Genomic DNA, 13,818 nt, shown 5'->3' with positions numbered 1-13,818 from the left:
GCGGGCGAATACAAGATTCGCCTTTTCGGCCAATGACTATCTAGTAGCCATCCCCCAGCTTCACCACTTCGACACCGAGTTCTTCAGGCAACCATCCGAAGGTCATTTTAGTTGCAGGAACGGCCTCTTCGAGGATAAACACTTTTTTACCTTCGGATAACCATGAATCGACAGTCATTTTGCTTACGCCATCGACGAAATACACCTCGGAGGTTTTCGAACGCCACATATCATGGCCCTTTAGTTCGCCAATAAACTCGAAATCTGTATTTAATTCAAAATAGGCTGAGGATCTTCCACAAATAACAAGGGAATTATCGGGAAAAGCAGTTTTTGAGAGAAGACTTCGATATCTCATTATTCTACGACGAACGACTATATCTTCTATTACTATACCGCGAGTGATATTCGGGCGCAATATATAACCAGTCGGGGTTTTTAGGCGTGGCGTTATGGATATAAACGCCGGCAAGATAAGCATCAATCCGAGGAATAACATTATTTTCTTTTTGAATTTAACAGTAAATATTGCCAAAAGAATAAAAGGCAAAAGCGTTAACCAGTAGGCCGATTCGTGGGGCAGAACAATCCATAATGCAATAAATGGTAAAGCCGACAGCACAAACAAAATCTCAGCTATATCATGTGTTTTCGCTTTAAGAAAAACATGGTATAATCCAATTAATATCGCAATCCACCCTAATAGATCGAAAGCACCGTATGACCGATATAGTATAAATACAAAGCGTTGTAAAAGCGCTAAATCCAATGAAAACGGGACAGAACTCGCTCCATTACTAGACCCTACAAGCAATGTGATAAAGCAGATAGCCACGACCGAGGCCATTGCTAAAATACTGAAAAGCGCGTCTTTTTTCGACATCTTATTCAGCCAAAGATAATAAAGCCAGCAAGGTAATAAGATCACTCCTGCGGGACGAAAGGCAAGCGACATTCCAAAAAGAAAACCAGATATTGGGAAAAGGCCCATACCGGCTGTAACTAACGCCCATAGCACAAAAGTCAGCGATGGAATATAATCCATGGTAGTCGCTGAGAAAACCAAAAATAACGGGGTGAAGGCGAATACAATTGTCGTCAAACGAGGACGAGGTAACGCGAGTTGTTTGCATAGAAAATGGAAGGCTATTATCGCAGCAAAACCCAGTATAGCAATCGCAAGATTGGATGCGAACGAGCTTTTTAAAAGACCGACAAGAATTTCCATTGCCGGATAGCCCGGAGGACGCGAAGGTGAATAAATCCCTTTTCCGATGAAATCGATACCGGTTTTAGCAACACGCCAAGCATCCGAATCGACACCATAGCCCAATGGAAAAAATATCACACGACTCGCGAAATACATTATAGCAAGCGCTGGCCAGAATAGTGAATTTCGGGCATCGTTTAGCGATTGCGTTTTTAGATCACTCCTTGCCGTTTTCATCGCGGTATTGGTCGATATATAGGAACCCCCCTAATGGCTTCACCCACTTTGACAACTCCCCCGGATTCTGCAAGTCACGCTTTATAATATGTTTATATGCGTTGGCCTGCGCTTCAAGCAGGTCTGAATGATGAAGAATACAGGCCTCGATTGTCATTGGGGCAACCGGTGAACCCATTTCTGGCGAGCCATGGTGCGAGAGTATCATGTGCGACAACTCGTCGGAGAGAGCTTGAGGAAAGCCTTCAATTTTGGAAATAGCTTCCAAAATTCGCTGATTTCCAATAACGATGTGCCCGATAAGCCTCCCGGGAATAGTATAATCAAAGTATGCATCTGAGGATAACTCTTCGATCTTGCCGATGTCATGCAACAATGCTCCAGCGACAACAAGGTCTCTCCGGCATATAGGGAAAAACCCTGCCGTAGTTTCGCACAATATGGCAACATTAATGGAATGCTCTGCAAGACCGCCGATATATGCGCCATGCCATAGCTTCCCAGCAGGCGTTTCGAGATATTTTTTCTTCGTTTTATCGTCGTCAAAAATGTAACGGATAAGGGCTGAAAGCCATTTATCGGAAATGGATTCTATTTTGGCCGAGAGCCTCCTCTCGAGCTCTTCAAAATCAAATTCTCCTTTTGGAAGCAGGGTTGTGCTATCGAGTTCTTCAGGTAAGGCTGGTCTAATTTCATTAATCGTTACTTGAAGCTTATCTCGATATTCATTGACTACACCTTTGACAAAAACAACTTGCGAATCGCCAATCTCATCAAAAACTTCCTTGGAATCGGCTCCCCAGTAAACTGCAGGAAGCCTTCCAGAGGCATCGCCTATCTCTAATAAAAGATAAGGCTCGCCGTTACTCTTTAAGCGCTTATTACACAACCTCAAAGCGAAATGGCCAGCAAAGAATTCATCCTTGGCGAAATCTTTAAGACTCTTTTCCATCATAGGAACCTCATTTCTTTGTGCGTAATATCCTCTCGATAATAGAGGTGGTGCTTTTGCCCTCCACGAAGTCTATCGTAACAACCTCTCCTCCATTGTCGATAATCAATTTCGATCCGACAATATCATCTATCTTCCAATCAGCACCCTTGACCAAAACATCGGGTTTGATTTTGTTTATGAGTTTTTCTGGGGTGTCTTCGTCGAAGATAATTACTACATCGACAAAACGGAGTGATTCTAAGATAAGCTTTCTATCTTCCTGCGGAACTATAGGGCGTGTTTCGCCCTTTATCCGACAAACACTCGCATCGGAGTTCAGCCCAATAACAAGAATATCACCGAGGGCTTTTGCTTTCTTTAGATACTCTATATGTCCTCTATGAATAATATCAAAACAGCCATTGGTGAAGACTATCCTCTTGCCTTCGTCTTTGAGTTCGGCTATACGATTAAATTTATCCATTAGTTTTTTGGACGGTTTTTTCCCTAACCATACTATTAGCTATACCTTCGAGATTCACTGCAGCAGTTCCAACCTCACCAACAACCACTCCTGCGGCGTGGTTTGCAATTATTGCAGCCTCGATTAAGTTTGCACCAGCAGCCAATGCCGTTGTTGCCACAGCAATAACTGTGTCACCCGCGCCAGTAACATCGAAAACATCTTGTGCCATAGTCTTGAGATGTTCGACCCTTTCACCGGGTTTGAATATGCTCATTCCGCGCTCGCCAGTAGTAATAAGCGCGGCTTTCGCCGAGGTCATCTCCAGAAGTTTCCAACCCGCATTTTCGAGATTAAACTCCGTATCCGTAGCAATACCGGTTGCATGCGATGTTTCGTTGTCGTTCGGCTTTATAAGATCGACATCCTTATAATATTTCCAATGATGCTCTTTAGGATCAACTGTTACGATACTCCCCGAGTTACGACATAAATTAACTATCCTGCTGACGAAATCTGAAGTAATTACGCCCTTACCGTAATCGGAGATTATCACAGCATCTACTTCAGAGGCAACCGAATCCAGTCTTTCGGCGAGTTTTTTATAAACAGCTGGTGACATTTCCACCGCTAATTCGCTGTCAATTCGGCATACCTGCTGATTCCTGGCAATAATACGGGTTTTAACTGTGGTCGGTCTTTTATCGGAAACTACCAATAAATCTATTGGAAGCCCAAGCTCCGCTGAATGGGCTTTGAATTGTTCCCCAGCGATATCATTGCCAATCAGCGAAATGAGCAGGGGCTCAGCCCCAAGAACACTGAGGTTGTCGGCCACATTGGCAGCACCACCAATACGGATCTCCTCCTTTTTAAGGTCAACTATCGGCACAGGCGCTTCGGGAGAAATCCTATCGGCCTCACCCCAAAGATACTTATCGAGCATAACATCGCCGATCACTGCTATCTTCAATTGGGAAACCTTATCAAAGATCTCGGCAAGTCTTTTTTCAGAGAGAAACATCTTCTTCTCCGCTCTGTGGAATTTCAACTTTCAGTTTAGAAAGCTCAGCTTCAAAATCGATTACATCGTCGAAGTTTCTGTAGATGCTGGCGAAACGGATATAAGCTACCCTATCCATATCTATTAGCCTTTTCATAACCATATCACCGATAAGTGAGGATTTAACCTCGAGGCCGTTGTGTTCAAGTAATTCAGCTTCTATCGAATTCGCCATCGATTCTATTTGTTCTGCGTTTACAGGTCTTTTCCTACACGCAAACCTAACGCCTGTAACAATTTTCTCGCGGTCAAACGACTCGCTCCTACCATCACGCTTGAGAACTGTTATCTGGAATTCCTCGACATATTCGTAGGTTGTAAAACGGTTACCGCAAGAGGAGCATTCTCGACGCCTTCGCACAGCGGTGCCTTCGCGCACCGAACGCGAATCTACCACTTTATCGAAATCACTGTTACAAAACGGACATTTCACAATACTACCTCAAATAAATATTTTCGTTGTAAGATATGATTTTTCCTCCAAGGCGCAAGGGATTTTAAGGAAGGTCATGTGTTCTGGACACACTTAAGAGCGCTCTTATGCGTGTTAGAACCTTCATTGCTGTTTTTTTTAAAACTTACGGAGGTCTATCATTTCCGTCCGGTCGAAAACCCAAAGATGGCGATTGATCTTATGCTCGTCCAACCTGTCATTTTGACCAAAGCGATAAATCTCCTGCTTCGACACGGTCACTGCGAGTATTCGCCCTCCTCCCAATGACGATGTAAAGGAAAGCCAACATGCCCTCCCACCTTCTGTAACAAAAGCGGGAACTCATAGCCCTCCCCTATCAATAGCAGCTTGTTCATAATACCATAATTAATTCCATTCAACAATTCCAAAACCTCGATTACCGCTGGAAATCTCCGGCAGTTTACATTATATTCTTTTGAAACACGATTAGGCAGCAAAAATGCTACTAGCTGGAATTATTGGTTTTTTTATCAAAGCAAAATAAAAGGAATATACATTCGTGCATCTAGAATATCGATACAGAGAAATGAACTATTTAACACAAACCAGAAGATTACTTTATAACAAAAGCCATGGTGTAAATGACCTTTAAACACGCATACATAACTACTTTGATCCTGCTGTCTTTTGTCGGTTCAATTTTTTGCGAAAGCTTCGGCAGAAATAAGGTGCAATATGACACCGGGGAGTGGTATTATTTCGAGGAGCAGCATTTCACGCTTTATTTTGAGAATGGTTTCGAGAATCTCGCGATTATCGCAGCCGACATTCTCGAAGAGGCCTACGATATAATCAGCGATGATTTAGGCCACGGAGTTGAAAAACCGGTGCCGGTGATATTATACGCCTCACCCGGGGATTTCCAACAAACGAATATTACAATGTCGATTCTCGGCGAAGGCACCGGTGGTTTCACCGAGTCATTTAAGACACGCGTTGTTTTGCCATTCAATGGAAGCTATGAGGATTTTCGACATGTCCTTATCCATGAGATGGCGCACGGGATCGTTTTCGATAAACTTCTCGGGCGCGGCCCGGTCAATCAGCTTGCAGCTAATCGTATATTCGAGATGCCGCTCTGGCTTGCCGAAGGTATAAGTGAATGGGAATCGATATGTTGGGATGTCGAAAGCGATATGTATCTCCGTGACGCAATCCTTAACGATTATGTTGTTCCACTCAATTACTTATCGGGTTTTCTTGCCTATAAAGAGGGTGCGAGCGTTGTGAATTATATTGCGCGTCGCTATGGACGGCGCAAAGTCGGAGAGATACTCGGCAAAGGACAGGTGCATATAACCGCCGATGCCGCCCTAAAATCCGCCATCGGTAAAGACCAGAAAAAACTATATGAAGATTGGCTCGAAACCAAAAAGACTGAGTATTTCCCTGAATACGGCTTCCGTAAGCGCCCTAAGGACATAGCATCGCGCGTTACAGACCATGAAAAGGAGCACTCATATTACAATGTCATGCCAGCCTTCTCGCCCGATGGCCACACCGTGGCCTTTCTCTCGGATAAAGACGACTATGTTGGTCTTTACACAATCGATATTATTACGGAGGAAAGGCATAAGATAGCAAGCAGTCAGCGCAAAGGTTCTTCCGAAAGTTTCCACCCCTTTAGAAGCCGCCCGGGCTGGTCGAGCGACGGCAATTACCTCGCTTTTTCTCGTAAACATGGAGATAATGACGAACTTGTTATATACAGTAGCGAGGATTGGAAGATCATTAAAACTCTCAGCTGGCAAGATTTTCGGGAGATTTCCTCGCCCGTTTTCATTCCCGGCGATAGCGCTATAGCGTTTTCGGCGCTCGTTAGTGACAGGTCGGATATTTTTATCGCAAAATTCGATGGCTCAACACCCTTAGCAATTACGGCCGATAAATATGACGACAGAATGCCCTCGATTTCTCCGGATGGCAAACGTATTGCCTTCTCCAGCGACAGACCAATTGAAAAAAGTATCGAATCACTAAAAGAAGAACAAGGGCAAATGTCTTCGCAACCGAAACCTGAAGAATTCCCTTATGGTGCATATAACATCTGGATTTACAATCTAGACGATGCGTCCTTCATGGCGCTTACCACTGATGGATTCGGTAACGATCACCCAGCATACTCTCCAAATGGCGAATTTATTGCATATACCAGCGAACGGAATGGCATTCGCAATCTCTGGATGGCGGAACTTGGGGATAGTGTAGTGCATCGACCTTATTCTGACTTACTTTCCGGCGCATTTTCGCCGAGTTGGGATACAGATAGCCGCAGGATAGTTTTCTCGGCTTACTTCGATGGCGGCTTTGATGTTTATTATCTTGAGCACCCCATTGCTCTTGATTCACTTGTGAATACGCCTTTCATCTCGGGTCGCGATAGCATTTGTGCCTGCAACATCGACGATGAACCTTCGTCACCACTTCCCATATTTAACGGCGATCTCAGGCGCTATGAATTCACTGGTTTAGACTATGAAGAACAAAGTAAAGACAGCCTCTCGCGCGAAGTTCAGGGCTATACTCCACAGTTTTCCTTAGACCTTATTTCAGGCGTGGTGGGCTATGATACTTACTATGGTTTTGTCGGGCAAACCTACTTAAGTTTCAGCGATCTCCTTGGCAACCAACGAATTACTTTTATTGTTGACTTACTCGACGATATCGAGAACTCGACGATTTACGCTAATTATTCATACCTCGCCCGAAGGACAGATTTAGGTGCGACGCTTTTTCATTACCGTGATTATTTTTGGGACAACAATGACCGTATTTTCTCTGACCGTGTTATAGGTGGTGGGTTTTACGCGCATTATCCCCTTAGCCAATTCGATCGATTGGAATGCTCTATCGAGGGCATCCAAGTCATTCGTAACTTCATCGGTGTTCCACAAGGCGAAGAACTTCCCGAGAACGAAAAACCCTTCGATATTAAGCTATCTCTAGGTGCTGTGAGAGATAATTCGCTTTGGGGAAACACCGGTCCACTTACGGGTTCGAGAATGAAGGTATCCTTCGAGCTTATGCCCGGAATAGATAACAGCGCAATGGATTATTACGCCGGCAGAATGGATTTACGAAAATATACTCATTTCGGGCAAGGATATTCTTTTGCAATAAGGTTAGCTACAGGTGCAGCTCGAGGCGAGCGCACACCTCGTTATTGGTTAGGGGGAACCGAATCCTGGCTCAATTGGCGAACCACTAATAATGATATCTATTCCGTTAGAGATATCTACTACTCGCGTATGCTTTTACCACTCAGGGGATTTAATTACTTCGCATATTCGGGACAGACATATCTTCTAGCAAATCTCGAATTAAGGTATCCTTTTATTCAATATTTAAAATTAGGCATGCCACCGATAACCATCGGCGGGATAAACGGCGTATTCTTCACAGACATCGGCACCATCACGGGAACAGATTTGTCAGAGTTTCGCGGGTGGCGTGATAGCCATTTCGAAGACATCAAGATCGGCATGGGCTTCGGAGCACGTGCTTGGATTTGGTGGTTGCTTTTTAACTACGATATTGCCTGGCAATACGATTTAAGCGAATTTTCGGCAAAACCCTATCATCATATAAGCCTCGGAGGAGAGTTTTAGGAGATTAATATGCCAGTTTGGACAATAATAATTATTGGAGTTACAGCAGGCTTATTGCTATTCGCGTTCTTAATCTGGATGGTGGTCCGCATTGCATATCGCACAGACAAACATTGGCATAAGGCCAATCCCGGTATCGATGTTATTCTCTCTGCAAACGGTGCGAATTGTGCAGCTTTCCCAATTCCCGATTCAAAATCTAACCTTCGCGGTAACGGGCTTTTAGTGCTAACTGAAGAGGAACTACAATTTTGGATGTGGACCTCCGATAAGAGATTGACTATTCCTCTAAGCGGTATTACATTAATAGACACAGTTAGAAAGTTCGCCGGAAGATGGGGAAGATTGCCTATGTTACACATTAAATTTCATAGCGCCGGTGAGATTCTTGAAACTGCATGGATACTTACAAATGCAAAATCATGGGTCGATAGAATAAAAGGACTAAAAAGTGGAGATGCAGAATGGCTATTAAAGAACGATTAGGTAGAATTCTTATCGTCGATGACGAGGAATCAATGCAGGAATTCCTCGATATTATGCTCACGCGCGAGGGTTACGAAATTCAAACTGTGGGTAGTTTTCGCGGCGCGATCAACCTACTTGCTGAATCCAAATACGATCTTATCATTTCTGATATCAAGATGCCTGGAGGCTCCGGTCTCGAGCTTCTTAAAAAAGCCCACTCGATGAACTCGAATATCCCGGTTATCATGATTACGGCTTATGCCAGCCTTCAAACGGCTGTGGAGGCCTTAAGAGAAGGTGCTTTCGATTATATTACTAAACCATTCGAGGTTAGCCAGATAAAATACGCCATTTCGCGCGCATTCGAGAATAAGAAACTTCGTGACGAAAACCGTTTATTGAAACAGAAACTCCGCGCTTCCGGCGGTGCTATCGATGATTTCATCGCAGTGTCAAAGGCTGGTTGTGAGTTAAAAGAACTGGTGAAAAAAATAGCCCCAACGGACAGTTCTGTTTTGATCACCGGAGAATCAGGCACCGGTAAAGAGGTAATAGCAAAGGCTATCCACTCACTTTCATCCAGAAAGAACGGTCCTTTCAAAGCAATTAACTGCGGCGCAATTCCCGAGCAACTTCTGGAGAGTGAGCTTTTCGGCCATCGGAAAGGTTCGTTCACCGGCGCAATCAAGGACAAAATGGGCCTTATCGAGGCCGCCAACAACGGCACTTTCCTTCTCGATGAAGTGGGAACTACATCACCAGCTATTCAGGTTAAACTACTTCGCGCATTAGAAGAGCGCGAGATAACTGCTGTCGGGGCAACATCGCCTACTGTAATCGATGTCCGCCTTATAGCCGCAACAAACTCTAATATCAAGACTATGGTCGCCGACGGCTCTTTCAGAGAAGACCTATATTACCGACTTAACGTGTTTCACGTGCATATTCCTCCGCTACGGGAGAGGCGCGAGGACATACTCCCCATCGCCAATCAAATATTGAAAAAAATTGCTATTCGCACCGAAGAACTCCCAAAGACCTTTTCAGAAAAATCGGCCGAACTAATCGAAAGAGCCCCATGGAAGGGCAATGTCCGTGAACTGGAGAACGCCCTCGAACGCGCAATCCTCATGGCCGATAAAAGCGAGATACAACCCAAACATCTTCCGGATTCGGCCAAAGAGGCGACGCCACATGAAACCACATCGCCATTTATTACAATCCCTGACGAGTATCTTCCCACAATGGAAACTGTCGAAAAAGCCTATATTTTTTGGGTTCTAATGTCTCATGAATGGAAGAAAGCCAAAGCTGCAGAGATGCTCGGAATAGATGTTAGCACTCTATACCGAAAAATAGAAAAATACGACTTGAAAGACTTGGAATCGGAATAAACTGAATTATGAATACCGCGAAAAAGACAATTCCATTACTTTTCGCGGTCTATGCCGCATTGCTTCAAATTGGGTATTTTCTACCGGGCAAACTATGGAGTTTCTCGGGGTTTTTCTACCTTCCGCTGGGAATACAAATCACTCTGTGGTTAATATTTCTGTCCTTTATAGATGAAAAAACAACACGATATTTCGCTGGTATTCTCAGTTGTTTCGGCGATGTTCTTTTTAAAGACTCTCGGAAAAGGATAATCTGTTTTTTCATTTTTGTAGTATTTGCCTTCGGTGCATGTTTCCTCAAGTCTTCGCATTTTCTATGGGGCGATTCCCACATGATATTCAGCGTAGTTCATAATTTTCCTGATACATCGGCGTATTCCATCCACAGTATAGTCACAATTGCATTATATAAAGTTACCTCGATCTTAATCGGGTGGATCGGTGGGGTTTTTGGCAATGGGGACATCCTTTCATGGAGAATATCGATCTATCTCTGGCATTTTATTTCGGCAGGATTTTTCGGGATGTTTGCCTACAAACTCTCCTCGGTTGTTGAAGAGGAAGCATTCAACCGAATTCTCGTTTTTTTCGGCATAGCATTTTCTGGAGCGGTTTTGGTTTTCACTCATTGTGAATACTACGCACCATCATTGGCCGTGGCAATATGGGCCTTGCATGTATATCTAAAAAACAGCTCTGAAAACTCCCTTAAAAGATACCTTTTTATAATTCCGGCAATAGTATCCACCGCACTATATTTCCCCATGGCAATACTACTCGCCCTCTTGCTGAATCGTTTTAGAAGAGCTGGATATATCGCGCTTGCCAGCGCAATATTGATAGCAGTTTTATTTTGGATATTGTCATCTGTTGCGGATATGCCTTCGGAACAGGCTTTCTTGCCGATAGCCGACCTGGATTATTTCCTATCGCTAAACCATCTTATAACCTATCTGAACTTAATTCTATTCGCAAGTCCAACGGTTCTTGCAATATTAATAATATATCCTAAAAACCACCCAAAAAGCCACCTAACACCGGTTGTCGTAGTTTCTTTAGTGATGCTTTTTTGCCTCAATCTGTCATTCGGTGGGCTGGACTGGGATTTAGCTGCAACCTTGCTTTTACCTTTGATAATCTTAACCGCCCTGAAGCTCCCCCTTCTTCCACAACGCCAATCGATTATTGCGCTTATGGCTACGTTGCTACTTCTTTTTTCGTGGCTGTATATAAACGTCGATAACATGCGCGGGCTTCGACGCACAGAAGATATACTCCTCAGGGAATCCAGCCCCTATCTCAAGCTTAAATCGCCACATGAGCGCCTAGCACAGATTTATTTTTTCAATCCAAATAGTGAAATAAGGCATAGCGAAATAATAAGACACTGTAACTGGTGCCTCGAAAACGAACCATTCTCTGAGCCCCCTTATTCTTATTTAATTGGAGAATATTCCGTCCGAAAACAATACTCACTTGCCGCAAATGTAGCACTCAAAGCACTCGATTACGGTATTCAAATGCCGAAGGAATATAAGCGTATAGCCTCTCTAGCCGGCATGATGTATCCCTTGGTTTCCAAGAAATTAGATGGAAAAAGTATAGTCAAGTTCGAGTATGATGCCAAACATGTCACTACTCTTTTGGACCTCGGAAACAGCGACGAGGAACCTCCAGCCGATTGGGACAAATCCCTGATGGAGTTGATGGTCATTACTCTGTTGATTAAGGATATTAGCGCTGGCAAAGACTTTGAACTCGCACAATTAATCTTTTTAGCTGGAAACAAGCTTTATCCAGACAATCCTGTGCTACTTTTAAACTGGGGAGGAACACTTATCGAGATGGGTAGAACGAACGAAGCCCGGCATTATCTGATCAAAGCTGAACAGTCAGGAGCCAATCGGGGGAACATCCAAACAAACATTGCACTTTCATATTTCATTGATGGCGACGATAAATCTGCTAGACACTTCTTTAAAACCGCACTCGAAGACAGCCCCCAACGCTTCGACTTCAATTACAATTATTCATATGCTCTTTATCTCGACGGCCATAAGGAGCAAGCGCTGGAGGTCATGGAAGACTATCTCCTCCGTGCCAAATATAATTATCAAAGGGCGAAAGCCCAAAGCGCCCTAGATGACTTTAAAACTGGGCAGGTTCTTTCTCCTCAAAGTTGAATCGCGAGCGCATTTTCTATCCACAACTTACAGCAGTCAAACCTCTATTATTGGAATACTGGGACATATCAAATGAAATATCCATGCAATTTTAGCTAGGGATTTGTTAACAGCAAATCCGTTGAGCAAGAACGCCCGTCGCCGCTGCCGACCACGGCTGGTTAAACATCGGGTGATTTTTTACTTAGCGCCGCGGAAAAGACCGAATTTTTCTTGCGCCCCCGGAATTCACGATTTATATTGTTTAGGACAAAAAGAAAATTAAGGAGCGGAAAGATGGCGGGAATAAGATTCAACTCTATTGAGAATTATAGCTGTATTGAAGGTTCAATAACAGAAAGAAATTTTTATGCAAAAGGGGGCACGTTATTCCCTATTCTGGGATTACCGATTAAACTCGATTTGAAGCCAATAGGACCGAAAAGCGAACAACGCCACTATGAAATAACCGGCGTTAAAGCAGAATTAATTTATGAAAACGATATAATTTCGTTCGGGCATAGCAACGCACAACTTGGCCATATTTCTTCTAAACGAAGTCATCCTCAGGATATTTTAATCGAATTTCCGTTAAATCAGAGAATTCTGGCTAAAATCGAAGAGACGAGAAAGGGCGATGCGAATTTCGAGATAAATATAGAATTGGAAACGGGTATCTTATACCCCTTGAAGGTAGATGGGGAAAAAGAAATAAGCGTTATTGGCGAAAGGCAAACTGTTACTGGAACCTGCAGACTGTGTATCGCGCAATCCGATTGGACGAAAAAAATAAATGACTTCAGTTACGGTTCGATTGCGATTATCGAACTGCCAATGGAAAGCATAGACTTGGGCGAAGAATATAAAACGGCGGTCAAAAGACTCGAAGAGGCCGTTGAAAAATTCCATAAGGGCGATTACGAAACAGCTGTTGCCAAATGTTATAACGCCCTGGAACCTCTAAAAAGCTCAAAAAAAACCCAGAAAATAGCGGAGATGTTGAGTGAATTCGACCGCTACGAAGATAATAATGGCGAATCGGTGGCTAAATGGTTCGAGGAGGTCCGTAAGAAAACTTCCGGCATTGCCAATAGGGTTCGTCACACCGATAAAAATCTTCATTTCGACCGCAAACAGGCGGAAGGAATTATTTTAGTGACTACCGGCCTTTTTAGATATTTAAGCTCCGTATTAAGAGAGAAAGAATAACCATGCAAAATCTCAAAGATAATCTCGTCGCGCTTATACAGGGCACCGAATATGTCGCGGACGGCAAACCGCTAAAGAACAAACTCACCGAGGACGCCCTCAAGCACGAGGCCCCGCTCATTCGCCTGCTCCTCAAAGACGCGCAGATAAAGAAACACTTTTTCGTGGAGGTGGACGACAAAATACTCGTGTTCGACGAGGACAAATTCGTGCAGTTCGTGAACGACAAGGAGTTTCTGCCGGATTCGTTCACCGCGTTTCGCAACAAGATTGGCCTCATGGATTCGCGCGGGAAATATTTCAGGGAGATAAACGACGTTGTGCTGGCGTGGCCATATAAGGACTGCGTGCTCGAAGGCGGGCAGGACAAAGAGGACGAGAAGCGCAACGAGATTTTCTACAACGAAACCCTCGCCCCGGACGAGATAGACCGACTCCTCGACCCGAAGGTGCTCACGAATTTCAAGCGCTACAGCGCCGACGGCGTGGAGGAGTTGACCCCTTCTGTCCTTCGGACATCTCCCCCTTATGAAGGGGGAGAAAAAAGCAAAGGAAGCCAAACATCTCCCCCTTATGAAGGGGAAGAAAAAGGCGC

The 13,818-nt window shown here is 44.1% G+C and carries 11 protein-coding genes; 6 read left to right on the top strand and 5 right to left on the bottom strand.

Annotated features, from left to right (window positions below):
- Window positions 1-40 precede the first annotated feature (40 nt).
- Genes KAH81_01445 through nrdR form a run of 5 tightly spaced genes read right to left on the bottom strand, consistent with a single transcriptional unit; the run spans window position 41 to window position 4,340 of the window.
- The gene (locus KAH81_01445; protein ID MCK5832313.1) at window positions 41-1,447 is read right to left on the bottom strand and encodes a hypothetical protein; all 1,407 of its coding nucleotides are present in this window, start codon (window positions 1,445-1,447) and stop codon (window positions 41-43) included.
- A complete protein-coding gene (locus tag KAH81_01440) occupies window positions 1,428-2,402 on the bottom strand; it encodes an HD domain-containing protein (protein ID MCK5832312.1) in 975 nt (324 codons plus the stop codon). Before KAH81_01440 ends, KAH81_01445 begins: the two co-directional genes overlap by 20 nt.
- Window positions 2,403-2,409: 7 nt before the next feature.
- The gene (gene rfaE2 / locus KAH81_01435) at window positions 2,410-2,865 is read right to left on the bottom strand and encodes a D-glycero-beta-D-manno-heptose 1-phosphate adenylyltransferase (GenBank protein MCK5832311.1); all 456 of its coding nucleotides are present in this window, start codon (window positions 2,863-2,865) and stop codon (window positions 2,410-2,412) included.
- Window positions 2,858-3,868, bottom strand: a complete 1,011-nt coding sequence (rfaE1, locus tag KAH81_01430; GenBank protein ID MCK5832310.1) for a D-glycero-beta-D-manno-heptose-7-phosphate kinase — start codon at window positions 3,866-3,868, stop codon at window positions 2,858-2,860. The genes rfaE2 and rfaE1 overlap by 8 nt, the downstream gene beginning before the upstream one ends.
- Complete coding sequence (gene nrdR, locus KAH81_01425; GenBank protein MCK5832309.1) at window positions 3,855-4,340, bottom strand: transcriptional repressor NrdR; 486 nt, start codon at window positions 4,338-4,340, stop codon at window positions 3,855-3,857. Before nrdR ends, rfaE1 begins: the two co-directional genes overlap by 14 nt.
- A 623-nt stretch (window positions 4,341-4,963) precedes the next feature.
- On the opposite strand from nrdR, the gene KAH81_01420 reads away from it, so the two are divergent.
- From KAH81_01420 to KAH81_01395, 6 genes are all read left to right on the top strand, one after another.
- A complete protein-coding gene (locus KAH81_01420) occupies window positions 4,964-7,990 on the top strand; it encodes a PD40 domain-containing protein (protein ID MCK5832308.1) in 3,027 nt (1,008 codons plus the stop codon).
- Between the two features lie 9 nt (window positions 7,991-7,999).
- On the top strand, window positions 8,000-8,476 hold the full coding sequence (locus KAH81_01415) for a hypothetical protein (protein ID MCK5832307.1): 477 nt from the start codon (window positions 8,000-8,002) through the stop codon (window positions 8,474-8,476).
- Window positions 8,455-9,852, top strand: a complete 1,398-nt coding sequence (locus KAH81_01410; GenBank protein MCK5832306.1) for a sigma-54-dependent Fis family transcriptional regulator — start codon at window positions 8,455-8,457, stop codon at window positions 9,850-9,852. The genes KAH81_01415 and KAH81_01410 overlap by 22 nt, the downstream gene beginning before the upstream one ends.
- 8 nt (window positions 9,853-9,860) lie before the next feature.
- Window positions 9,861-12,035 (top strand): hypothetical protein, encoded by a 2,175-nt coding sequence (locus tag KAH81_01405; protein ID MCK5832305.1) that lies wholly within the window; start codon window positions 9,861-9,863, stop codon window positions 12,033-12,035.
- Between the two features lie 276 nt (window positions 12,036-12,311).
- Entirely contained in the window at window positions 12,312-13,223 is a 912-nt protein-coding gene (locus KAH81_01400; GenBank protein MCK5832304.1) for a hypothetical protein, read from the top strand.
- A 2-nt stretch (window positions 13,224-13,225) separates the two neighbouring features.
- On the top strand, window positions 13,226-13,818 hold a 593-nt coding region (locus KAH81_01395), incomplete at its 3' end, for a hypothetical protein (GenBank protein MCK5832303.1).

The organism is bacterium (assembly GCA_023145965.1).
In the GTDB taxonomy this organism is placed as follows: Bacteria; UBP14; UBA6098; order UBA6098; family UBA6098; genus UBA6098.
This window is presented reverse-complemented; position numbering and strand designations above follow the sequence as displayed.

What these genes read in the sequence shown, in the direction of transcription:
- KAH81_01445 (MCK5832313.1), bottom strand. Translation starts at nt 1,447, where the DNA reads ATGAAAACGGCAAGGAGTGATCTAAAAACGCAATCGCTAAACGATGCC.
- KAH81_01440 (MCK5832312.1), bottom strand. Translation starts at nt 2,402, where the DNA reads ATGATGGAAAAGAGTCTTAAAGATTTCGCCAAGGATGAATTCTTTGCT.
- rfaE2 (MCK5832311.1), bottom strand. Translation starts at nt 2,865, where the DNA reads ATGGATAAATTTAATCGTATAGCCGAACTCAAAGACGAAGGCAAGAGG.
- rfaE1 (MCK5832310.1), bottom strand. Translation starts at nt 3,868, where the DNA reads ATGTTTCTCTCTGAAAAAAGACTTGCCGAGATCTTTGATAAGGTTTCC.
- KAH81_01420 (MCK5832308.1), top strand. Translation starts at nt 4,964, where the DNA reads ATGACCTTTAAACACGCATACATAACTACTTTGATCCTGCTGTCTTTT.
- KAH81_01415 (MCK5832307.1), top strand. Translation starts at nt 8,000, where the DNA reads ATGCCAGTTTGGACAATAATAATTATTGGAGTTACAGCAGGCTTATTG.
- KAH81_01410 (MCK5832306.1), top strand. Translation starts at nt 8,455, where the DNA reads ATGGCTATTAAAGAACGATTAGGTAGAATTCTTATCGTCGATGACGAG.
- KAH81_01405 (MCK5832305.1), top strand. Translation starts at nt 9,861, where the DNA reads ATGAATACCGCGAAAAAGACAATTCCATTACTTTTCGCGGTCTATGCC.
- KAH81_01400 (MCK5832304.1), top strand. Translation starts at nt 12,312, where the DNA reads ATGGCGGGAATAAGATTCAACTCTATTGAGAATTATAGCTGTATTGAA.